General features: G+C 40.0%; 25 protein-coding genes and 1 riboswitch. Of the genes, 4 read left to right on the top strand and 21 right to left on the bottom strand.

Annotation, left to right across the window (positions count from 1 at the left end):
• Positions 1-133: 133 nt before the first annotated feature.
• The 5 genes from RL70_RS09590 to RL70_RS09570 all read right to left on the bottom strand — a co-directional run bounded on the left by RL70_RS09590 (position 134) and on the right by RL70_RS09570 (position 3,589).
• Positions 134-1,171 carry an LLM class flavin-dependent oxidoreductase gene (locus RL70_RS09590; protein ID WP_052245890.1) on the bottom strand — a complete coding sequence of 346 codons (1,038 nt, stop codon included), beginning with the start codon at positions 1,169-1,171 and terminating at the stop codon, positions 134-136.
• A gap of 140 nt (positions 1,172-1,311) precedes the next feature.
• Positions 1,312-1,995 carry a DUF3169 family protein gene (locus tag RL70_RS09585; protein WP_039043191.1) on the bottom strand — a complete coding sequence of 228 codons (684 nt, stop codon included), beginning with the start codon at positions 1,993-1,995 and terminating at the stop codon, positions 1,312-1,314.
• On the bottom strand, positions 1,992-2,198 hold the full coding sequence (locus RL70_RS09580) for a helix-turn-helix transcriptional regulator (RefSeq protein ID WP_039043190.1): 207 nt from the start codon (positions 2,196-2,198) through the stop codon (positions 1,992-1,994). Before RL70_RS09580 ends, RL70_RS09585 begins: the two co-directional genes overlap by 4 nt.
• Before the next feature lie 525 nt (positions 2,199-2,723).
• Positions 2,724-3,134 carry a DUF3021 domain-containing protein gene (locus tag RL70_RS09575; RefSeq protein WP_039043189.1) on the bottom strand — a complete coding sequence of 137 codons (411 nt, stop codon included), beginning with the start codon at positions 3,132-3,134 and terminating at the stop codon, positions 2,724-2,726.
• A complete protein-coding gene (locus RL70_RS09570) occupies positions 3,131-3,589 on the bottom strand; it encodes a LytTR family DNA-binding domain-containing protein (RefSeq protein ID WP_039043217.1) in 459 nt (152 codons plus the stop codon). Before RL70_RS09570 ends, RL70_RS09575 begins: the two co-directional genes overlap by 4 nt.
• Before the next feature lie 370 nt (positions 3,590-3,959).
• A riboswitch (Lysine riboswitch) is annotated at positions 3,960-4,137 on the top strand.
• Positions 4,138-4,256: 119 nt separating this feature from the next.
• Between RL70_RS09570 and dapA the strand changes: the two genes are divergently transcribed.
• Positions 4,257-5,141, top strand: coding sequence for a 4-hydroxy-tetrahydrodipicolinate synthase (dapA, locus tag RL70_RS09565; RefSeq protein WP_039043216.1), 885 nt, complete (start codon positions 4,257-4,259; stop codon positions 5,139-5,141).
• Between the two features lie 116 nt (positions 5,142-5,257).
• Here the strand turns inward: dapA and RL70_RS09560 are convergent, their stop codons facing one another.
• The 11 genes from RL70_RS09560 to RL70_RS09510 all read right to left on the bottom strand — a co-directional run bounded on the left by RL70_RS09560 (position 5,258) and on the right by RL70_RS09510 (position 16,843).
• Complete coding sequence (locus tag RL70_RS09560) at positions 5,258-6,352, bottom strand: tartrate dehydrogenase (protein ID WP_039043188.1); 1,095 nt, start codon at positions 6,350-6,352, stop codon at positions 5,258-5,260.
• A 29-nt stretch (positions 6,353-6,381) separates the two neighbouring features.
• Positions 6,382-7,380 (bottom strand): D-isomer specific 2-hydroxyacid dehydrogenase family protein, encoded by a 999-nt coding sequence (locus RL70_RS09555; protein ID WP_052245889.1) that lies wholly within the window; start codon positions 7,378-7,380, stop codon positions 6,382-6,384.
• A gap of 46 nt (positions 7,381-7,426) precedes the next feature.
• Positions 7,427-8,614, bottom strand: a complete 1,188-nt coding sequence (locus tag RL70_RS09550) for a thiolase family protein (RefSeq protein ID WP_039043187.1) — start codon at positions 8,612-8,614, stop codon at positions 7,427-7,429.
• 3 nt (positions 8,615-8,617) lie between these two features.
• Positions 8,618-9,778: an acyl-CoA dehydrogenase family protein gene (locus RL70_RS09545; protein WP_039043186.1), complete on the bottom strand. Its 1,161-nt coding sequence runs from the start codon at positions 9,776-9,778 to the stop codon at positions 8,618-8,620.
• 14 nt (positions 9,779-9,792) lie between these two features.
• Positions 9,793-10,566, bottom strand: coding sequence for an enoyl-CoA hydratase/isomerase family protein (locus RL70_RS09540; protein WP_369795218.1), 774 nt, complete (start codon positions 10,564-10,566; stop codon positions 9,793-9,795).
• 19 nt (positions 10,567-10,585) lie between these two features.
• Positions 10,586-11,431: a 3-hydroxyacyl-CoA dehydrogenase NAD-binding domain-containing protein gene (locus RL70_RS09535; RefSeq protein WP_039043185.1), complete on the bottom strand. Its 846-nt coding sequence runs from the start codon at positions 11,429-11,431 to the stop codon at positions 10,586-10,588.
• A gap of 135 nt (positions 11,432-11,566) precedes the next feature.
• A complete protein-coding gene (locus RL70_RS09530) occupies positions 11,567-12,220 on the bottom strand; it encodes a 3-oxoacid CoA-transferase subunit B (protein WP_369795216.1) in 654 nt (217 codons plus the stop codon).
• The gene (locus tag RL70_RS09525; protein WP_039043184.1) at positions 12,204-12,890 is read right to left on the bottom strand and encodes a CoA transferase subunit A; all 687 of its coding nucleotides are present in this window, start codon (positions 12,888-12,890) and stop codon (positions 12,204-12,206) included. The genes RL70_RS09530 and RL70_RS09525 overlap by 17 nt, the downstream gene beginning before the upstream one ends.
• Before the next feature lie 248 nt (positions 12,891-13,138).
• Positions 13,139-14,617, bottom strand: coding sequence for a sodium/proline symporter (locus RL70_RS09520; RefSeq protein WP_039043183.1), 1,479 nt, complete (start codon positions 14,615-14,617; stop codon positions 13,139-13,141).
• A 47-nt stretch (positions 14,618-14,664) separates the two neighbouring features.
• Positions 14,665-15,825 carry an FAD-binding oxidoreductase gene (locus RL70_RS09515; protein ID WP_039043182.1) on the bottom strand — a complete coding sequence of 387 codons (1,161 nt, stop codon included), beginning with the start codon at positions 15,823-15,825 and terminating at the stop codon, positions 14,665-14,667.
• Between the two features lie 40 nt (positions 15,826-15,865).
• Positions 15,866-16,843 (bottom strand): ornithine cyclodeaminase family protein, encoded by a 978-nt coding sequence (locus RL70_RS09510; RefSeq protein WP_039043181.1) that lies wholly within the window; start codon positions 16,841-16,843, stop codon positions 15,866-15,868.
• A 155-nt stretch (positions 16,844-16,998) separates the two neighbouring features.
• Between RL70_RS09510 and RL70_RS09505 the strand changes: the two genes are divergently transcribed.
• The 3 genes from RL70_RS09505 to RL70_RS09495 all read left to right on the top strand — a co-directional run bounded on the left by RL70_RS09505 (position 16,999) and on the right by RL70_RS09495 (position 19,332).
• Positions 16,999-18,204, top strand: coding sequence for a sugar diacid recognition domain-containing protein (locus RL70_RS09505; RefSeq protein ID WP_039043180.1), 1,206 nt, complete (start codon positions 16,999-17,001; stop codon positions 18,202-18,204).
• 194 nt (positions 18,205-18,398) lie between these two features.
• Entirely contained in the window at positions 18,399-18,746 is a 348-nt protein-coding gene (locus RL70_RS09500) for an NIPSNAP family protein (protein ID WP_039043179.1), read from the top strand.
• Positions 18,747-19,131: 385 nt separating this feature from the next.
• Positions 19,132-19,332: a cold-shock protein gene (locus RL70_RS09495; protein WP_025783429.1), complete on the top strand. Its 201-nt coding sequence runs from the start codon at positions 19,132-19,134 to the stop codon at positions 19,330-19,332.
• Between the two features lie 339 nt (positions 19,333-19,671).
• Here RL70_RS09495 and RL70_RS09490 read toward each other — a convergent pair whose 3' ends face one another.
• The 5 genes from RL70_RS09490 to RL70_RS09470 are packed head-to-tail and all read right to left on the bottom strand — an operon-like array spanning position 19,672 to position 23,399.
• Positions 19,672-20,214 (bottom strand): RNA polymerase sigma factor, encoded by a 543-nt coding sequence (locus RL70_RS09490; protein ID WP_039043178.1) that lies wholly within the window; start codon positions 20,212-20,214, stop codon positions 19,672-19,674.
• Positions 20,215-20,269: 55 nt separating this feature from the next.
• The gene (locus RL70_RS09485; protein WP_039043177.1) at positions 20,270-21,484 is read right to left on the bottom strand and encodes a hypothetical protein; all 1,215 of its coding nucleotides are present in this window, start codon (positions 21,482-21,484) and stop codon (positions 20,270-20,272) included.
• A gap of 12 nt (positions 21,485-21,496) precedes the next feature.
• Positions 21,497-22,330, bottom strand: coding sequence for a hypothetical protein (locus RL70_RS09480; protein WP_039043176.1), 834 nt, complete (start codon positions 22,328-22,330; stop codon positions 21,497-21,499).
• Positions 22,327-23,016, bottom strand: coding sequence for an ATP-binding cassette domain-containing protein (locus RL70_RS09475; RefSeq protein ID WP_039043175.1), 690 nt, complete (start codon positions 23,014-23,016; stop codon positions 22,327-22,329). Before RL70_RS09475 ends, RL70_RS09480 begins: the two co-directional genes overlap by 4 nt.
• Positions 23,017-23,018: 2 nt before the next feature.
• Entirely contained in the window at positions 23,019-23,399 is a 381-nt protein-coding gene (locus RL70_RS09470; protein ID WP_039043174.1) for a GntR family transcriptional regulator, read from the bottom strand.
• Positions 23,400-23,660: the final 261 nt, after the last annotated feature.

Here is a 23,660-nt window from a genome sequence, read left to right as displayed (position 1 = left end):
CTTTTCAAAATTAATTATACACGAATTACTAGTTAAAGAACAGATTCAAAACAGTACATGTCAAAAAGACCGAATCTGTCAGCAGACAAATCCGGTCTTTTCTAAAGTTCTCTCACTACCGACGAGGCAGCATTTAATCCATTAAATCCGCAATCAGTTCAAACGAACGCAGTCGATCCTCCTGATTGAAGACAGGTGAGCTCAAAATGAACTCATTTGCTTTCGTCTGGTTTAAGAATGCTTCCAGTTCTCGTTTCACAGTTTCTGGACTGCCGACAATTGTGGCAGGAGAATCCAGCATATTCGCTGCTGAAACCTTTTCACTTGGACTCCATACTGCATCTGGATCATCCAAAGGTGGTTTGAACTGAGTCGGCATACCCCGGTGAAGACTTAAGAACTGTTGTTGGAATGATGTTGCGAGCCACAGTGCTTTTTCATCAGTATCTGCAGCAATTATGCTGACGCCAAGCATCGCATATGGTTCTTGTAGGTTTTTGGACGGCTTGAAATTCTGATGATACATCTGCAACGCTTGCATTACATAGGCAGGAGCAAAGTGACTTGCAAACGAAAACGGTAACCCTTGTTGCGCAGCAAGCTGTGCACTAAAACCTGAAGAACCAAGTAACCAAATCGGAATATCTTGCCCTTCTCCAGGAAACGCACGGACTCGGGCATTCGGTTGTGGATCGAAATACGAACGTAACTCCGCCACTTGCTCTGGGAAATCTTCCCCACTGCTATGCAATGTACGTCTTAATGCATAGGCAGTCGCTTGGTCACTACCTGGCGCGCGGCCTAAACCAAGGTCAATACGTCCAGGATAAAGGGCATCGAGCGTACCGAACTGTTCCGCAATCACAAGTGGTGCGTGGTTTGGCAACATGACACCACCTGAACCAATGCGCATCCGCTCCGTCGCACCCGCAATATGACCAATCAGCACAGACGTCGCTGAACTGCCGACACCTGGCATATTATGATGCTCCGCCAACCAATAACGATTGAATCCTAGTTTTTCTACATGTCTAGCTAATTCCACACTATTATTGAATGTTTCACTCGGACTCCCACCTTCATTGATGGGTGCAAGATCTAATACGGATAATGGGATCCCGTTAAATGTTTTAGCTATTGAAGTCACTCTCGACCACTCCTCATCGCTCATTTTAAAACCAAGCTTACTATTAGTAACCTATTATACAAGTTACTATAGACGAGGTGTGGAATCAAATTTGTTGTTTGTCAGGATCGCAATGAGAGGAATATTAATCTGACATACGTTACTGATTTTATTGAATAACCCGGTTACGATTTCTTTCGAATCAACAAAAAATATTTGGCATTTGCTCCAAGGAGAATAATCGCTATGACAAAAATGGAGAACAACTGCGAAACCCCTGTACCGATTGAATATACTGCAAGCAGAAACAGCGCAAGGATAAGTGTGCCATTTAACAAATTGAATGAACGATAAAGACCCTCCAGCATCACATGTCGCTCCCCTTCATCAGAAGCCGCTAGCAACTTTTTCGCATAATCTTTTTCCGAAACAGAAGGCAGATTGCGATCAGGATAAAATTTATTGACCAAACTTGAAACACTTATGGATAGAATGAAAGCAATGATGACTGTGACTGTTGAAATTAGCTCCAGCCAAGTAGGCTGACCGGTAATGAGAGAAATTGAAGTTGCTACAATCCCGATTATTATCGTTGCCATAACAAGCATATTTGTATCACTGAATTTTTTATACAGCCATATGTCACGCTCATCTTCTTCATCATCCGATACGTTTGCATCCGATTTTTTACGCATTTGCAGGATGCTTAACCCTATATAGAGTAGTAAAACAATAGTGAGTGCAGTTAAAATCACATTCACTTGAAATGCAATTGTATAAAAGTCAAAATCCATTTGAAATGAAAGCGTCATATACATGACAACAAATCCCACCACTGCACCTAGCAATGCCCAAATGACCAGTCTCATTCAATCTCCTCCTCATCGAATAGAAAAACACTTTCAATCGCCTCATTAAAAATCCGAGCAATTCTAACGGCGATAAGTAACGAGGGGATAAATTCTTCCCGCTCAATTAAACTGATCGTCTGCCTAGATACTTTAGCCCGTTTTGCGAGCTCGGTCTGATTCAGTCCATTTCGTGCACGCAATTCCTTCAAACGTGTTCTCACTAATCTCACCTCTTACGAAAATTGTAACGTATGCATTTCAATTTGACAAGTCTATTTGTCAAAGTGACTAGATTACTTTTCAAAAAACAAAAAAACCGAAACCGTCTTAAAGGACGAATTCGGTTATGCTTTGGTCTGATTTAAGAACCGCTTACCGCTTTGGTTTCTTCTAAAAACATGCTCATTATTAAACGATCTTAAATGGATATAAATTCATTGAACTGATGGCCATAGATGCTTTTCATACCTGAACTTAAATTTGTGAACGAAGACTACATTTTAATTAACCTTATTTCAAAATGGAGTCCTCTTATTTACCTAAAAAACAGATTTGATGGCCGCATAATTTTGTCATTTAAAATCACCTAATCTATTGCAAACTCATCTATCCTCGTACTATTATTTTACAGCAATCTAAGTAGTTTCTTAATGAATCAAAAGAGAGGTAAGTGTCACTCTCCCCTCTCGTTTTCCAAACTAATATAACCAATATTCCAAAAACTCTTAGTGCCAAGTGCAGTCTAATTACAACCCATCCAACTCTTCAGTCATCTTCTTCGCTACATTTTTAAAATACAGATAGAAACTCCCCCAAATAACTGCATATATTCCTAAGAACATCATAACAAAAGTTAAAAAGCTTATTGGTGTGAAACTGAACCATTCCAGTCCGAATGCAGTAATGAAGTACAGGATCAGCACGGTTATGAAATGATAGACGGTTTGACGAAGTAACGACCAATTTCCATTTTCAAAATAGAGGGGGGTGACACTGAAGAACCAACCACAAAAAATGGTCCCTACCCCACTCTTGACAAATTTGGCAGCGTTTAATGTTTCCAGGTCATTTGCTAAAATAATGACTGTAGTAATAATCACTGTTAGAAAACCACCGAAGAAGACCCCAACAGTGCTGCGCCATAAGAATGTTTTCATTCGTTGTTCCTCCTTTTCATTTTAAGTGCTTGTTTAATGCCATTAACATAGGTTCGAGAAACATATTCTTTTGTTCCTGATTTGAAATATACTGCTAGCGTTCCATTGAATGATGCTTCGAAGCGGCTTAATTCGTAAAGATTAGCAATGACTGATTTTGAAAGTCGGATGAATCGTTTCGAGGGTAGCATGGATTCGAGTTCATACAGTTTTTCTTTAACTAGGTAGGAACCGTTAGATGTCACGGCAGCTACTCCTTCTGGTGTGGAGTGAAAATAGTGGACATCCATAGGATTCAAAATATGCTGCATATCTCCCTCTTTCCCCACAACAAAGTCGAGCTCTTGGCCATTAAGGAAATCTAAAATTTCTTGGATGGATGGATCCATTTCTTTACATTCAATTGTTATGGTCGTCTCTATAGCAGCTCGATCGATAGTCAAGGAAACTTTCATTCTTGGACCTCCTCTCACCAATGGTTTTTTCGTTTCTTCATCTCTACCTGTATTATTCGGCATGTCGTTGGTAGCTTCACCAACCGGCATCATTATTCCTCCATTCGTTAGGTTCTTATACGACTAGTATACGGAGTACCTAGTAAAACAGTTGCTAAATTCCAGTGAGCGGTCGGTTATCGTCTGTCAAATGTTGAATTTCATCGGTGAATTGCATGGTTTTTGCATTCCAGTGAAAGTATTATGCTAGTACGCGACGTGTCAGACATAACATCTTGACAACTTGTAGTAACTTCCTAATAGTTGCATTTTTATTCGATACAGTGTAAGATACATGTAATTAAACATTCACTTATTTCGTAACTTTCGAAATGAGGATAGAGGCGCAAAAACCATCAGTACACAATCTGAGAATGATGAGATTCGACGACGATTGTAGAAAGGGGAATTTGCCGAAGTGGAGAGATGCTCATTATCTCGAAGCTGGTTCTGGACTGAACAAGTGCAGAACTGTCATATAGGAAACTATATGGAGGGCTATCTGATGCAGAGAAATAATTTATTATTTCCAAGCAACAGCGTACCTTCGCTGTTGCTTTTTGCGTTTCAGGATACACTGCCTTCCACCTCTATGTTTTGGATAAAAACAAAAGGAGATGGAGAACAGATGAATTTTGGACAACTGATTACCGCTATGGTTACCCCATTTGATGAGCAGGGAGAAATTGATTTTATCGCTACCCGCAATCTTATTAATCATTTACTCGAAAACGGATCCGATGGTTTGGTAGTTGCAGGAACAACAGGAGAATCCCCGACATTAACGCAAAAAGAAAAGGTTGATTTGTTCGAGTTCACTGTACGGGTTGTTGCAGGAAGAGTTCCCGTCATTGCAGGTACAGGATCGAACAATACAAGAGAGTCCATCGAGCTGACTCAGCAAGCTGAAGCAGCCGGTGTCGACGGTATCATGCTCGTTGTTCCCTACTACAACAAGCCTTCTCAAGAAGGAATGTACCAACACTTTAAAGTTATTGCAGAATCTACTGCGCTACCAATTATGTTATATAACATTCCCGGTCGCAGTTCTGTCAATATGTGTCCTGAAACGATTATCCGACTTGCAACTATCCCGAATATCGTAGCTGTCAAAGAAGCTAGCGGTAACTTGGATGCGATGGCGGATATCATCGAAAATACTTCTGCAGATTTTGCGCTTTATAGTGGGGATGATGGTCTGACACTCCCAGTCCTTTCTATCGGGGGGGCAGGAGTTGTTTCAGTATCCGCCCATGTCATCGGACCTGAGATGAAAACCATGATTAGCCATTTCAAGCACGGTCGTATTCGTGAAGCGTCAACATTGCACCGTCGAATGCTACCGATTATGAAAGAACTGTTCGCAGCTCCGAATCCTTCACCTGTGAAAGCTGCCTTAAACTTAGAAGGAATCGCAGTGGGCGGCGTCAGATTACCTATGCTGCCTTTGACAGATGTACAGTTGAATTCGTTGAATCGTGTGCTCCATCAGCAAGACAAAATGCTTATTTAACATTAGAAATGCTACTGTGTTCCATATAAAAAACAGCTCATTCCCCTTGATACATCGGAATGAGCTGCTTTCAATTTTCACTCAATAATTTTTCATACTCTAATATAGTAAGTGAATTATTCCAGGGATACCCCTACTTCACTAACTTTTGCTGAAAGTAATTCGACAAACCGATTCCCTAATTGTGAAGTGGATGCTTGGCCGCCTAAGTCTGACGTAAGCGCCTCTTTTTCATTCAGGATTTCTTTTATCGTAGATAAAATAACTTCCCCCCATTTTTCTTCTCCAAAGTAGTCCATCATTTGACTAACCGACCAGATGGCAGCAATCGGATTTGCAATTCCTTTCCCTGAAATATCCGGTGCTGATCCGTGTACAGGTTCAAACATGGCTGGATAGGTCCGTTCCGGATTGATGTTTGCACCCGTCGCTAAGCCCATTCCACCAGTGATTGCTGCCCCTATGTCAGTCAAAATATCTCCAAAAAGATTTGATGTAACAACCACTTCAAAGCGTTCAGGCTCAGTTACAAAGTAAAGACTTGCCGCATCCACAAGATAAGAATACGTTTGTACGTCAGGATATTCTTTTCCAACTTCGTCAAAAACTTGATCCCAGAACACCATAGAATAATTCAGTGCGTTCGCTTTACTAATACTCGTCAATGTTCGGTTGGCCCTTCTTGCTTCTTCATATGCATACCGAATAATCCGTTCCGTCCCTTTCCGAGAAAACACACCGGTTTGCAAGACGACTTCTTCTGTTTTCCCTTTAAAAAGCCAGTCTCCTACACCCGCATACTCACCTTCACTGTTTTCACGGATCACCAAAAAGTCGATTTCTTTAGCTGTTTTGCCTTTCAACGGCGTAAGTGTTGGGTTCAACAAAGTAATAGGTCGGAGATTCACATACTGATCAAACTCTTTTCGAATTCTAAGCAACAAATCCCATAATGAAATATGATCAGGGACACCCGGATACCCTACGGCTCCCAGATAGATAGCGTCGAATTCTTTTAGTTGCTCTATCCCGTCGTCCGCCATCATCTTACCGTGTTCCAAATAATACTCGCATCCCCACGGAAACTCTGTAAATGAAAAAGAAATGGACGGATCTAATTTCTCAATCGTTTTTAATACTTTCACACCTTCTGAAACGACTTCAGGACCTATTCCGTCTCCTGGTATGAGCGCAATTTTTAAAGTCTTCATAATTCCCTCCTGTACTCTAAATCAGAGATTTAACCTCTTTTTAACTTAACAAGTTTTTCAGAGTTTGCGATTACAGATAATTCTTCACCGTCAATCGCCTTTATTAAGTTCTCAGCGATCACAACTGATGTCTTTTTTGCTGCTTCAATACTGATTCCACCAATATGTGGGGTCATAGTGATTTCTTCTACTCCAAAAAACGGATGGTTTTCCGCTGGTGGTTCAACTGCAAATACATCAACTGCCGCCCGCAAGAATGTCTGATTATGAAGTGCTTCAACTAAATCCGCTTCATGGATTACTCCGCCACGTGAAGTGTTAATCAGAACTGCAGACGGCTTCATAACGTTAAAGAATTTATTGTCAATCAATTCTTTTGTTTGTTCTGTCAGCGGGATATGGAGGCTAATGGCATCGCTTTTTCTGAACACATCCTCCATGGAAGTAGTCACTTCAACTCCTAGGGAATCTGCAAGCTCTTGTCTTTCATTTGAAATCGTTCGCACATAGGCGACTACATTCATTTCAAAGCCGTTCTTCACTATTTTCGCCACTTTTTGAGCAATAGATCCGAACCCTATCAGTCCAAGAGTTTTCCCCTGTAGTTCAGTTGTATATCTTCCATCCCTAAAAGAGAAATTCCCTTTTTGCATTTCCGCATGAAACATACTTATATCTTTCATAGCAGATAGCAGTAAGGCTACAGCGTGTTCTGCAGTTGCAGTACTGTTCATTTTCGGGGCATGTAATACTTTAATTCCTTTAGTTGTCGCGTATTCTACATCTATATTGTCCAGTCCGATTCCTGCGCCTGATATGGCAATCACGTTTTCGCAGTGATTTAAAATTTCGGGAGTTATTTTTGCAGGTGCTCTTAAAATAATCCCATCTACATCATGCTGTTGTAAGTATTTAATGATTTCTTGCTCGTCAAACTCATTAAATTGTTTCACTTCTGCAAGTTCTTTCAACTTTTCTTCCCCATCGGGATGGTACATAGGTAGAATTTGAACGATATGCAAAGACAATGGACAACGCCTTTCTGAAAGTTATTTCTAACGCCATTCTGTTATGTCATTGTAAGTTTTCAACAATCGTTGTAATGCCTTGGCCACCGCCAATGCAAAGTGTCACCAATCCATACTTGGAACCTCTACGAGCCATTTCATGGAGTAATTTCGTCATAAGCACCGCGCCTGTAGCTCCAATTGGATGACCAAGCGCAATCGCCCCGCCATTTACATTCACTTTTTCAATGTCCATGCCTGCGCCTTTAATGACTGATAAAGCCTGGGCAGCGAATGCTTCGTTTAGTTCAATCAAGTCAATATCATCGATGGTGAGACTACACTGCTCCAACGCTTTCTGTGTAGAGGTCACGGGGCCGATTCCCATTACGTCTGGAGAAACTCCACTCACTGCTTGTGCAATGATTTTTGCTTTCGGCTTTAATCCGTATTCCTTCAATTTGTTCTCTGACATCATTAGCACGACAGATGCACCATCATTTCTTCCACTAGCATTTCCTGCAGTGACAGATCCACCCTCTTTGAAAACTGCACGAAGTTTTGCCAGTTGTTCTTTCGTCGATTTCCTTGGGTGTTCGTCCACTTCAAACTGAAAACTAGCCTTTCTCGATTTAACTTCAAAAGAAACGATTTCGTCCTTGAAACGTCCATCCTGAATTGCTTTTTCAGCAAGAAGTTGACTTCTTATCGCGAATTCATCTTGTTCTTCTCGTGAAATATTATAGTGTTCCGCTAGATTTTCAGCCGTGTAGCCCATTGTCAATTCCCCATATGTTTCGGCAGGTTGTGAACAAGGCTGACTTTCTGTGTTCGGATCCAGAATCATCCCATTCCCAGCACCGAAGCCATACCTGGCATTTCGAATGTAATAAGGAGCTGTGCTCATACTTTCTGCACCACCAGCAATTACAACATCTGATAACCCCAGTCGTATCTGTTGGTCCGCATTATTGATGGCTTGTAAACCTGATCCACATTGGCGATGGACTGTGTATCCCGGAACGGTGACTGGTAGTTCTGCTCTTAATGCAGCTAGACGGGCTAAATTCGACGTATCAGCACTTTGTTTTGCCTGACCTAAAATAACTTCATCCACTTCAATGTCTTTATTCGTTCTTGTCATCACTTCCCGAATCACTTTTTCCGCCAATCGATCGACTGTGATGTCTTTAAGCGAACCACCCATTCTTCCAACCGCCGTTCTTACCGTTTCAACAATATAAGAATCCCGCAACTTCTACAGCCCCTTATTTGCATAATCACGTTTCAGTTCACTGGCAATGATGTTTCTTTGAATCTCGGAAGTGCCTTCATAGATTTTTGTAATTCTAGCATCACGATAATAGCGTTCGATTGGATAGTCTTTCATATATCCAATGCCCCCGTGGATTTGTAGAGCAAGATCTGCAACTTTGTTATACACTTCTGAAGCAAAAAGTTTAGCAATCGCTGCTTCTCTCACTACACGCTTATTCTGATCAGTCATCCAGGCAACACGATACGTCATGGAGCGAAGGACTTCGATTTGCATACTGATTTCAGCTAGCATATGTTGGACCGCCTGCATGTCGACAATCTTTTGGCCAAATTGTTCTCGTTCATGCGCATATTCGAGAGAGTGTTCCAGCAATCTAACACAGGAGCCTAAGTTTCTAGCGGCTAGTCCAGCCCGGCCATTCGCAAGTATTTTCAGCGCATTGATATAACCCGAACCTTCTTCGCCTAAGACGTTTTCTGCGGGTACTTCCATATTGTCGAAAAATAATTCAGCAGAATGAGAACCTCTTAAACCCATTTTCTGTTCTACTGATCCGAGGATGAATCCAGGCGTGTCTTTTTCAACAATGAACGAAGTGATCCCGCGTGCCCCTCTAGAACTGTCAGTTACTGCCATTACAGTAAATACATGACCGTCTACAGCATTCGTAATATAATGCTTGGACCCGTTAATAATGTATTTATCACCTTTTTTAACAGCTGTTGTTTTCAAGTTCGCAGCGTTTGAACCTGCACTTGGCTCGGTCAATCCGAACGCTCCAATCCATTCTCCTGTAGCCATCTTTGGCAAGTATTTCTTCTTCTGCTCTTCCGTACCAAGGTCCACAATTCCCACAGTACCGATTCCTGTATGAGCACCGATCAGAGTCGTATATCCATTATGTGTTTTTCCAAGCTCTTCATAGATTGCACATTTCCCAACCATATCGAGTCCAAGTCCACCATATTCCTCAGGGATTCCAAGGCTGAAAAGCCCCATCTCTTTAGACAAATCTACAATTCTCTTTGGAATGAGGTCACTTTCTTCAATTTCCATCGCGACCGGTTCCACTTGTTCCCGGACGAACTTCCTAACGTTATTTCTTAAAAAATCGATGTCCTCCGTGAAATTGAAATCCATAGCCATTTCTCCCCTTATCGATTGATGAAATTCGCCGTTCTTTTTTCTAAAAATGCTAACGTACCTTCTTTTTTATCTTCTGTTGTAAAAGCGACTGCCTGGGATAGTTTCTCAATCCACATCGCTGTTCCAGAATCGATATCGAATCCTTTATGAACTGCTGCTTTTACAAGTTGTACGGCAACTGGACCTTTTTTCATAACGTCGGAAGCAACTTTTACCACTACCTCATTTAGCCCGTCTTCATCTGTGAAGTAGGTGACTAATCCAACACGCTCCGCTTCTTCACCATCGATTATTTTTCCAGTCAAGATCATATCAAGTGCACGTCCTTTCCCGATGATTCTGGAAAGACGTTGCGTACCACCTGCACCAGGTATGATCCCTAAATTAAGTTCAGGTAATCCGAATTTTGCTCGTTTCGTTGCTACTCGGATATCACAAGCGAGCGCCAATTCGCATCCGCCACCAAGGGCATATCCGGACACAGCAGCAATCGTCACTTTCGAACAACCTTCAATTTTAGAGTACAATCCTTGCATTCCAGGGATAAGTGCTTCAAGTGAGTCCCGGTCATGGAGTTGTTGAATATCCGCTCCAGCTGCAAATGATTTCCCACCTGCACCTTGGATAACAATTACTCGAACTTCCTTGTCCAGTTCAGCATCCGAAAAAGCTGAATCGATTTCCAATAGTGTTTTTGCGTCTAGCGCATTTCTCATTTCTGGACGGTTAAGTGTGAGGTACATAACTCCATCTTCTTTTTTCACAACAACGTTAGTGTAAATTTCGATTTTGTTTCCTCCCTTACGTATACTCGTAAAACCCTTTGCCACTTTTCTTTCCAAGGCGTCCCGCTTTCACATAGTTAACAATTAGAGGACAAGGGCGATATTTCTCGCCTAACGTTGCATATAAATATTCCATATTTCGAAGTCTAGTATCTAAACCAACTAGATCAGCAAGCTCTAATGGTCCCATTGGATGATTAAGACCTAACTTCATCGCCTTATCGATATCTTTAGCGGAAGCAACACCTTCCATCAGCAAATTCATCGCTTCATTGCCAATTAAGCAGTTCATTCTGGAAGTTACGAAACCAGGAAACTCATTGACTTCAATAGCTTCTTTTCTAAGGGACTCAGCAATCCCCTTAACAAATTCGACTGTCTCATCGGACGTTTCGAGACCTCTAACGACTTCAATCAACTTCATCTTATGGACTGGGTTAAAAAAATGCATAGCGACGACTTTGCCGGGTCGAGAGGTTTGGGCACCGATTTCTGTCGGACTCATAGTCGATGTGTTTGTAGCAAGAACCGTTTCCGGCTTACAAATATGATCTAGCTTCTGAAAAACTTCAATTTTCAATTCGATTTTTTCAAGAACAGCTTCGATAACTAGATCTGCTTCTTTAGCGGCAACTTCTAAATTGGATTCATAGACAAGATTCATTTTTGCACTTTTGTAGTTCTCTTCTTTTAGAAAGCCTCCAAGAAAACTTGAATCTAGTAACTCTTCGATATCCTTTTTCGCTCTAGCGAGTATTTCATCGGTTAAATCATTCAAAACCACTTTAAATCCAGACACTGCCCCCGCATAAGCAATCCCTTTCCCCATGACACCGGAACCGACAATTGTGATTTGCTTCAACACTCAGCCTCCTCAATAATTACTAGTTACAGGTTTATATATTCTGTAGTGGTTTCTTAGGATAAAGAGTCATCTCACTTGACTACATGCTTGTCTAATAAACCTTCAATCTTCTTCAAAAACAACGTCTCCCTATTAGGCGTTCGTTGTCTCTGAATTGTATTCAAACTCAGCGCCAGTTATTTCTTTTAGTTCTTCTATGCTAATATCAGACAAGATTTCAATGAGTCGCATCGCTCCATCCTCAAACTTAAAAACGGCATGTTCTGAAACAACTAGATCTGCTTTGCGTATTCCACTCGACGGAAATGTCAATTCCTTCACAAGTTTGGGCTCTCCATTTTTGGATGAATGCAAAGTTGCTACAATAATTTCTTTTGCTCCAGCAACTAAATCCATCGCTCCCCCCACACCCAAGATTGTTTGACCTGGTACTGCCCAATTGGCGATTTCACCTGTCTGATCTACTTGCAATACTCCTAGGACCGCAACATCTATATGGCCGCCTCTAATCATTGCAAACGAATTTGAACTATCAAATAGTGAAGCGCCAATTTCCATTGTGATGGGAGCTTTACTCGCACTTATCAAATCCATATTCACTTCTGCTGCAGGCGGAGTAGGACCCATTCCAAGCAAACCATTCTCCGATTGTAAGACTAATTTTTTCTCTCCTAAATAATCTGGAATGAGCGTAGGAATGCCTACACCAAGATTAACAACTTGACCTTGTTTCAATTCTTGTACAATCCGTTGCGCAATTTTTATACGCTTAAACTGATTCAACAAAAACACCTGCCTTTTTCACGTAATTACTTTTTACGATGTAATCTACATAAACGTGAGGGGTTACAATTTCCGAAGGCAGCAGGACACCGTTCTCAACGATTTCATCCACTTCCGCAATGACGATTTTGCTGGCGGTCGCCATGACTGGATTGAAGTTTCTGCCTGTATGGTCGTACACTAAGTTTCCTAAGTGATCTGCTTTATGGGCCTTTATGAGCGAAACGTCGCCTTTGATGGCTTTTTCTAATATGAATCGTTCACCATCAATCACCCTCTCTTCTTTTCCTTCAGCTAATTTGGTGCCCACCGCTGTCTTGGTATAGAAACCACCGATTCCTGCGCCTCCGCATCGTACAGCTTCTGCTAAAGTTCCTTGTGGGATCAACTCAATCTCCAGTTCACCATCGACCCATGCTTGGACCGCATCGCGATTTGTCGTAAAGTAGGACCCAATTGCTTTGTTCAATTTCTTCTCTTTTAAAAGAATCCCCAATCCTTTGCCAGGCTCGCCTAAGTTATTACTGACAACAGTAAGATTCTTTAATGAAGAAGCTGCAATTCCATCTATTAAAGTCAATGGTGTTCCTGACATTCCGAAACCACCTACAAGCAACTTATCTCCATTTTTCACAAACTTTATAAACTCTTCTTTCTCCAACAATTTTTCCAAGTCCGATCTCCTTCCGTGTTAGACTACGAGCTCACACTCAACTCTCTTGAAACTTTTTTAAGGTACGATCTATTAACTGCTATCGAGTTTGTTATTCTCCTTCACTCCATGTATATTCCAAGTTCTTACCTGTCATACGTTCTAATTCTGATACGCCACAGCCATAAGTCACGCTATGTACAAACAAAAGACACAAACCACAAAGTCTGCGTCTTTTGTTCCTAACAATGACATCCTAGCTATCTTCCTTAAACTGGTGTTGAATCCGATACTTCTGCTGTAGCGGGTTCCTGTTCTTCTTCTTTTTTATCCGGGAACAGTAAGCTGAAGACAATTCCAAATGCAGCTGCGATAAAGAACGTTGTGAAACGAGATGTCGCAATCGCATCGAGTGGTGTTGAAATCCAAATAACTGTACTGACGAATCCTGAGATAATTGTCGCGATGACACCGATTCCTGAATACCGTTTCCACAGGAACGTTAACATGACTGCTGGCGACAGCGTACATCCGACACCAGCCCACGCCCAACTGACTACGAGAAACACAAGGGATTTCGACGTTAAGGCAATCACTAACCCTACGATTCCTGCCCCGACTATTGTTAGACGAGAGATGGCTACTAATTTCTTTTCAGAAAGCTTTAAATTCATAGCACGGTGTATGATGTCTTCACTTACGGAACTTGTAATGACTAGTAACTGTGAATCAGCAGTTGAAATGATTGCTGCAAGAATCCCTGCAAGTAAAATGCCTGCGATCCATGGTGGCATCAAGTCAAGAATCATAAAAGGCAAAATCATCTCGACGTCTGCAAATACTTGACCTTGGTATAATGTGAGCGCCGTAATCCCGATCATGAACGCTCCGCTGTAAGCTAAGATCGTCCACGTGATTGCGACGATACTACCCTGTTTTGCTTCTTTTTCACTTCTAAGGGCCATAAATCGAGCACTTAATTGTGGTTGCCCGCCAAGGAAACCAAAAAACCAAGCAAAGTTGTTAAAGAGTAACAAACCTAATGAGAACCCAATTGCTCCACCTGTCCAAGAATCCATCGATGGTCCTGCAGCAACGAGAGCCTCACTGATCGACAAATCAGCAGCTGAAATTTGAACGAGTGCTACAATCGGTAAGGCAACTAAAGTAATGAGCATCATGACCGATTGGATCATGTCTGTCCAAACGACTGTTACAAACCCACCCACATAGGCAAGGATAACGACAACGATAATACTTAAAATGGCGCCTACTGTAGTAGGAATATTAAAAACAGCAAACAATGTTTTTCCGGCTCCAGCAATTTGTGCTCCAAAGTAAAACATCATAAAACTGAAAATAAGGATTGTAGAAAGCCAAAGGATGAGCTTACCTTGTTTGCCGAAACGAGCTGCTAAGAAACTAGGAAGTGTCAACGCACCGGTCTTCTCCGCTTCCTTCATAAACCGTTTCGCCAAGAACAGCCAAGAGAAGATAATACCTGAAGCAATTCCGACTGCTACCCAAACACCTGATAATCCTGTTGCAAAAACAAAGCCCGTGTATCCTAGCAGGAGCCATGCCGACTCCCCAGTAGCACGTTCAGAAAATGCTAACGCCCAACCTGGCAACTGCTTCCCACCTAAAAGGAAATCTGCATGACTTTTCGATCTGCGACTAACGAGATATCCAACAATCAGCATTATCAAGAGATACATGACGAATTCGACCATTATAATCGTATGCAATTCACTCAGCTCCTTTGGTTTTCTCAGTACATTTCATGTAACTCTATTTACACAATTGCATCTTCCAATACTAAATCATTTTCTGCAAATCGTTCTACACGAAGTGGTGTCAAATCGAGCGTTTCATATTTCCCTTTACAAATCAGTTCAGCCAATCCGAGACCGACACCAGGTGCTTGTTGCATGCCATGTCCACTGAATCCAAGCGCAACGTAATACCCTTTCATCTGAGGATGCTCACCGATAATGGCATTTTGATCGACTGTATTATGGTCGTACATTCCAGCCCAACCCGATTCCAATTTGAGACTTTCAAAGTTTGGAATTCGGTGCGCTAAAATCGGCCACAAATGATCAAACGAGGACCGCTTCCATTTAAAATCGATACCAGGTTTTACATCATCCGAAAATCCCGCGACTACCCGATCCATCTCATGACGGAAGTAGACGCCAGTCGGATCGATTGTAAGCGGTAACATTTTCTCCAATCTCTTCGTAGAGTCAAAGACATACATCTGGCGTTTCAACGGGACAACGGGCAATGGTAATCCGATTTCTTCGCTCAATGTTGCACCCCAAGCACCTGCACAATTAATGACAACAGGTGAAGTGTAAATGGTTCCGTCAACTAATTGAACCCCCTTCATTCGTCCGCCTTCTGTAAGTAATGAGGAGACTTCTGCTGTTATATAATCCACCTCCAAGTGTTGGGCATTTTTCCGATATGCTTGCATGACCGAATACGGATCCAGATATCCATCTTCTTTACAGAATAATCCCCCCGCTAAATCACCTGTTTCAAGCTCTGGGATGAGGTTCAGTAAATCGCTGGTCGATAGGATTTCAGATGGAACTCCGAGAGAATTTTGCAATTTGAGTTGCTTTTCATAAGCAGGCAACATCCGATCAGTCGCTAAAAATAAATACCCTCGTTGTTTGAAGTCAATTTCAGCCTTGTCCCCGTCTACGGCCATGTCTTCCGCAAAATTTCTATAGACTTCCAAACTAAATCGGCTTAGTTGGATATTAATAGAAGTTGAATATAATTGCCGGAAACCACCTGCACTTCGGGATGTGGAGGAATACTCATATGTTGGATCTTTTTCAAATACTAGAATACTCCCCTCGAACCCATTCTTGCGCAATGAAAAAGCTGTACTCGAACCCATGACTCCACCACCGACAATAATAATATCCGCTTTTTTCATAGCCTGTACCCCCTAAAATAATAGTTCAACTTGCGTTATATCATGTAAGGTCCACGGTTACTCCAGCTTTATTTTTGCAGGCTTTGTCGTAAAAGTATTTTGCAATGACGATGTCAGCAATGGCCAATCCGACAGATTTAAATACTGTTACCTCGTGTTCGTTTTCTCTTCCTGTTAGTTTTCCACTTATAATTTGTCCAAGTTCGGCGTGGATTGCATCCTTGGAATACATTCCTGCTTGGATTGGAACTACTAAATCTCCCGCTTCTTCCAATGCCGATTCTTTGGATTCCACAACAACTTTAGCAGCACCACAAATGGCTGATGTCGGCAACTCTTGCATAGTTGGCTTGAAAGATCCTACTCCATTTACATGGACACCAGGTTTTAAGGCTTCCGTAAATACGGGTTCCATAGAAGTTGTTGCAGTAACAAGAATATCTGAATTTCTAACAACTTCATTAGAATTTGGACAAATGACAACTTTCTTGTTGAACGTACTACTTACAAACTTTGAAAATGATAGTGCCTTCTCTTCACTTCGATTGTGAAGATAGATTGTATCGATTTCCCTCACCGCTAGGATTGCTTCACATAGTCCCATGGCTTGTTCACCTGTACCGATAATGCCTAGTATTTTGGAGTCTTTACGAGATAAGTACTTTGTAGCAACTCCTGACAAAGCTCCTGTTCGTAATCGCGTTAAGTAAGAGCCTTCTAATAATGCAAGTGGCTCTCCCGTTGTAATGTCTGAAAGTAAAACAACACCGTTAATGACCTTTTTTCCAATATTAATATTAGAAGGTACAACGTTTACATATTTTAGTCCCATTGAATGTAATCCTTCTGCTACAGACGGCATCACGACACCAGAGTTGTCAGTGCCAAACGGTAAAATCGTTCGAATGGGAGTATCGGTAGCTGACCCTGAAAATTCTTCTAGAGCAACCTCGATACATTGTAAAATTTCTTTCATATCCACTAGTTCCATTTGGCTTTTAGCACTCAAAACTAATATTTGAAATCCCTCCCATCACTTAATCTATTCTGTCTTCCAATATACTTTCATATCTTGAAAGTAATACATCCAAACTGCACAACAATTTAGTACGAACAAAAACAAATTCTGGCCAGTTCACCGTAAAAGAGTTGAAAATCAACTAGTGGAAAGGGATGAATGAATTGCAGAACATTGGGCACTATGCACAATCAATCGTCGAACAGTTTTCTTCTATATTAAATATCCCGATTAGTATTACGGATAAGGAAGGGTTGGTAATTGGGAGCACAGACAATAACCGACTTGGCTCACATCACATTGTCACTACAGAAGTGACACGGTCAGGAAAGATGATGTTTTTCACCAAGGAACAAACTGCCAATCTCGTCAACGTCTTACCTGGTATTGCTACGCCTCTAAGATTCCAACAAGAAACAGTCGGTGTACTCGGTCTTATTGGTGACCCAGCAATCGTTGAACGGTACGTACAATTTGTCCAATCCCATATAGAAATGCTCCTAATGGAAAACTTCCGTTCAAGGACAGTTGCCTCTCAAATGGAATCGATGCGGGATTTCTTTAAATGTCTCTCTTTTTATCAAGAGAAAGCTGATTTTAGTAATATTCCTAGCCATTGTGACACTCACGGATTTACATTAGGAATACCAAGGCGCTGTATTCTATTGGATCTACTGCCTACTAATGATCAAGCTCTCTCTATCCAGCAAACACATACATTCAGTCCAGAAGAACAAGAGCTATATTTATGCTTGAGAAATTTATTCAATACAAAAGAACAGGATATTGTTGTTCCTTTATCTTCGGGTCAATGGCTTATTTTACTCTCCGACCATTCCGATGAGAGAACTACATTGTTAAAGAGATTAGAGTTCGCCTCGGACAAGCTGAGGAAATTTTTAGAGACCCGTGGAATAGATAGTAAATTAATGTTTTCATACAGTGATCCTTCTCCATCCATTGAAGGAATTTTAAACTCTTATGAGCAATGTAGAAAAGCTTTGGAGATTGCGAATCGCCATCACTTTCAACAATCAATCGTCTCTAATGACGATTGGGACTTACTATCACATGGTCTAGAAGAGATCACACTCCCCTCACAATGGACACTGAACAATCACATCAAAAAATTACTCAATCATGTGAATGGCCCTGTCCTCCTCGACAGCTTTCTCGTCTATTGTGATGAACAAATGAACATGAGCCAAGCTGCCAAAAAACTATATATTCATCGCAATACGCTGATGTACAGATTGAAGCAACTTCAAGAAATAGTGAGCATCGATTTGAATTCATTCAAGCAATGTACACTTTTATATATGGCTTTAAAGCAGCATCAACATTTCAAAGAGACTACGTAGAATAAGTGCTCCACAAAGATTATTGGTAATGATTTTTATGGAACACCTCGGAAGTTTGATTATTCAGTTTGTGGTTTGATACAATTCATTTGGAATGATGAATAATTAGACTCAACAATCAGTCCTTTTTGTTATTGAAATGTGAATTGAGTAAGGAAATATTATAATATTTCTTAAATCTTGGGGGAGAGTTTATGTTTTATAGGAGAAAATTTTACGTTGTGAAAAATGAATTCGTTGAAAATTTTAATGCCCATTTTAACAAAACAAACTTACCTAACCAACTTAAGTACGGATCACGTTTAGTAGGTCGTTGGATGAAGAATAACGAGGATGACACTGTCGAGATTTTCGCTATATGGGAATATGACAGTTACGAGGATTATTTAAAGATTGAATCCATGTTGAGAAATGATAAGGCTCACGTTGAGCGTGTTAAAAACTGGTATGAAAAGAACGGTGGAAAGGAGCTCGTTTTAAAGGAGTACATTTTGCAGGTGAAAAATGAAGCTATAGAGTCAACTCTAGAAAATGATGTTTAACTTAGACGTGCATGTAAATGAATGGGTGCGATTTTGTATATAAGATCTGCGCCTATTCATTAATAGGTCCAAACGTTGAAGAAAGAAGGGATTCAAGAGTTGATTGAAACAGTGGAAACATGTTGATTTTATTGTGGTTACAATCCCCTGCTCATTAGGCTGTATCCAACAACTTAATAAATCCCTTTATTTTACAAGCTGAATTTCAATGGCTTCTTTATAAATATGAATCGTTCTATTTGCTATTTCATCATATCTCTGTTATTCTAAGGGAGTATTATTCTTGTTCTTTTTCAGATTGAGAATTGATTTTGTTTTTCGTCTAAGGTATTTGAGCAAGCGTAGTAACACAATGTGTGGTTATCCGCACTAGGAGGCAATAATTATGGAACAAGGTACAGTTAAGTGGTTCAATGCAGAAAAAGGATTTGGATTTATCGAGCGTGAAGCTGGAGAGGACGTATTCGTACATTTCTCAGCAATCCAAAGCGAAGGTTTCAAATCTTTAGACGAAGGTCAAAGTGTAACTTTTGAAATCGAACAAGGACAACGTGGCCTACAAGCTACTAACGTTCAAAAAGCTTAATTATAGCTAGAAAAAGACCCTACTCTATGTAGGGTCTTTTTTCTGTGCTTAGTAATGACCTTCACGTCCCATAGTCAGCAATGACGTGAGCTTAAATTATTCAATCGGATTCGATTCCACTGGACTCTTGATTATTAAAACACCTGACGAGTATCGATTAGGGATCTTAGAAAACTTTTACGGTCTAGAGTTGACAATCCATGAGAGGAAGAAGTTAATTATTTTTTATGGATTTATAAATTGAATAAAAAGGGCACCAAATAATGGGCAACTATCTTTTTGCGGCGCCCTCCTTATGACGAACACTAACTATAAAAGGTAAACTGGACATTCTACATCCTAATACATGTCCCTCAACATCCTCTTGGCCCGAGACATCCTTGTTTTTATTGTTGAAAGATTTATATTTAAACGATGTTGGATTTCTTTCAAAAATTGGTCTTTAAAGTAATAGAGGGTTATGACTTCTTCATACTTCGAAGGCAACTGCCTTATCTTGTTTCTGAGTTCTTCTGTATCAAAACTATTTAAAACCTCAAATTCAGGCGTACACGCGTCCTCATCGTTAAGTAGCTCCATATTTTCGTGAAGCACAACTCGATGACGGTAACCTTTTCGTAAAAAATCAATACAATGATTATTAGCAATTCGATACATCCATGAATAGAAGGAACGTTCTCCGTTAAATGTTTTATAGTTAAGATAGCATTTCACAAGAATTTCATGAGAAAGATCTTCTGCTATGTAGTTATCCTTCACATAAGAAAGTGCAACCCGATGCACTTTCTTCTTACATTCCATATAGAGTTCATTACTTTTTTTCTCATTCATACTTAGGTCGAGTTCAGCTAAAACAATTGCTTTATTTGATATTGTTTTCACTTTGACCTCCTCTGTTCTTGAAAGAAATATTGACTCAACTCTTTGTTTCTGTAATCTAATTCACAAAGAGTTTATACAAGGATAAATCGAATTGGCTATTATCTTTCGAGGAACCATCTACAGCTACTTGACCTTTAAAAAGAGTTTTTCCTGTATACGCATCCGCAACAATTATATCTGCATTTAGGTCTGCATTCATTTGCGAGGAAGCAACATAGAGTTTACCGTCTATTACGGTTGTAATTGGTTCTGACACAGCACCCTTTTCACCAGATAATTGGATACTATATGTTTGACCAACTGTATCATCTGCTAAACGATAAGGAGTTACTAGGAGATCTCGCCCATCTAACCTCATGAAATAAATGGTAGAACCATCATAAAAGCTGAGTTGGTTCCCTCCTAAACGCAAGCCTGGTATATTAATCGTTTCCTTTTCTTTCGTTTCTATATTGTAAGAGATGATTTCCTGACTTACAACTTCTTCACTTGTAGTCTCCATATCTTCACTTACTTTATTTTCCGTTTTCAGAAGTATTAGATGGTCATTCGCTTTAGTAGGGCTTGTTCTAACTAGTTGTACATCAATACGGGTATGCTCTTGACTTCTGGAAAACTGAATAATTGCTTCATGGTCTATTATTTTTTTAGTAGCTAAATCAATCGTATAAATATGCTTTTCTTCATATTGCTTATCATTATTGCTGATAATGTTATCGGTGATGAGGTATAATTTATCCTCTATTATCTGTACATCTTCTACATGAAGATAATCCATTTCTTTGCCCTTTGGAACATCCATCTTGAAGGAGTTTATAATGTCATCCTCTTTGGTTAATACAGATATTTCAAACTTATGGTTTCTTGACTTTATTGATCCAGAATCTACATTTGCATAAGCTAGAAACTTCTTGTTTTCGAAAAGTAACTCGCCCGAGAAACCTTTTCCTCGCATGAACGTACGATATTTTTCTTGTAACCTCTTGATCTCTTGCGGAGGATTTCCGACTAATTCATCTAGAATAGAACGACTTTCATAGGTAGTGCCTTTCGCGCTGATTGCTAGACTTGTATTAACATAAGTCATAGAAGAAGTATCTGCATAAGAACCTTTGATAATCAACGGTTTGATCTCTTGAGCATTACCGCTTAATGTTTGGATAACAAACTTTGGATAGTGTTCTGCTGATGTAGCAGAATTTACATAGAAAGATCCGATGCTAACCACAATAACAAAGATAATTGCAGTGCTTTTCCAGTATTTTTTCATTTTCAACACTCCTTAGACGGTGATCTTTTTCATTAAAAGGAATCTGCACGTCAAAATAGATCCTGCGAGAACAAGCAACCCCATAATAATTTCAAGTACAAACAATTCAATTGTATAGAAAAAGCCATTGAAAACAATCACATTTAAAAGTAAGGGCAAAATCGTTAAGCCTACTGCAACTGCGCTATAAATAAGTCCAGCAAAAATTCCCCTCCACTTGAAACTTCTTTCCATTAAGATTGCAGTAAATACAATACTGACAGCCAACACACCTGCACCGTAAAATATGACAAGCTCAATCGGGCTATTCGGAAAGATGAAACGTAATTCTGGCATGCTGATCACAATTTGGTTCAAGGTAATATCCATAATAAATTCTTTAGGCACAATGCTTTTCATAACTAGCGTCTCAATAGGTAGCATAATGAGTTGAGATGCAACTAGTCCTAATGTCATGATCAAGATAGTCGTAATCTTTGCAAAGAAAATATTTAATCTTGTTGTTGGGAGCATTAATAATCGGTAAATAAATGTATTCTTTCCAACCCAATCACGATACCAAATTAGAAAAATATAGAACCCCACAGCAGCGACGCACAACAAAATTGGTACGAGGAACCACATACTGATCACTATCTGAGACAAACTCATATGACCGTAATTTTCCAGAAACTTTACTTTTGACAACATTCCTTCATAGATCAATTCATTAGCCATGCTAAGATAATATCTTGATTGCACAATGACTCCTACAATCTGTATAACAAAGGTTACACCAAGTAAGACTGCAAACAGTTTCGCAATGCGATTAAATTCAAAGTTAACGAGCTTCAAGTAATTCTTCATCTTTGATACACCTCTCTCATTACATCAATGACAGACTTCCCTTCGTTTTCACGTTCTTCTTCTGCACTAAATTCCTTTGTAACCTTACCTTCATCTAGAAGGACAACCTTATCAATTAAATGTTCAATATCGCCTACTTCATGTGTCGTAATAATTACACCACGATTTTCAATTAAATGACTAGTGAATACATTCGCTATATCTTCTCGACTAAACATGTCAATTCCCGAAAACGGCTCATCCATTAATACATAATCCACATCAAGTGCTAGACCAAGTAACAGGTTAACCTTTGCTGCATTTCCTTTTGATAAGGAAGCAATTCGATCGTTAGGGTCTAATCTAAAAAAACCTAGTAATTCAGTTGCGCGCTCCTGATTCCAACACGTATAAAAATCATCCATAAACTCCATCGCTTCTGCTATTTTCATGTGTGGAAGCATCGTAATAGTATCAGGGATAAAGGTAATTTTTTCGAATGAATTTTTATTTATCGGTTCTCCATCTATTAATATCTGTCCTTTATTAAACGGGGTAAGCGCCATTATTGCATTTAAAATCGTTGTCTTCCCAACTCCGTTTATTCCTATTAAACAAGTTATTTCACCTTTGTTTGCTGTAAAAGATACGCCTTTTAATATTTTCTTACGTCCGAATTTCTTTTCAACCGCTTTTACCTCAATCATGGTTAAGCCTCCTTATCACCGTTAGCCGTGTACTTTACCTTAACCAAGTCCAGCAATTCCTCTACTGGTACATTAATGGAACGAACAGATGTCACAAACATATCAACTGCTTCAGCAAGAAGTTCATCTCTTACCTTACCTAATATCATTTTATCCGATGTGATTTTACTTGGATGATTCTTCTCCGTATAAATCAATCCCTGTTCCTCCATTTCCTTATACGCTCGTTGCGCGGTATTAGGATTAACTTTCATCCGATTTGCCAACTCCCGCCTTGAGGGAATTTCCTCGCCAGGCTTCAAGCCCCCAACTGCAATTTTCTCCTTGAAATAACGAACAATTTGCAAATAGACCGGATCACGATTATTAAAATTTACATTCATCGAAACAACTCCTATAACAACCTTTTTTAACAATAATCCAACCGAGTGTGTGTACCATATGGTTCATACACCATAAGCGTATTATATGCTTAATACATTACTGCGGTCAATACTATTCTGAATATTTTTCAAAGTGTTAATAGATAGGGAATCCGTACTGCATCATTTCGTATGTATATAGTTGTTATGACAATAAATAACCTTATTGAAGAGTAGTTTACAATGCCCTGTTATTCCCAACCAAATAAAAGCAAGAGGAGA

The sequence above is a fragment of the Sporosarcina sp. ZBG7A genome, from assembly GCF_000813425.1.
Lineage (GTDB): Bacteria > Bacillota > Bacilli > Bacillales_A > Planococcaceae > Sporosarcina.
This window is presented reverse-complemented; position numbering and strand designations above follow the sequence as displayed.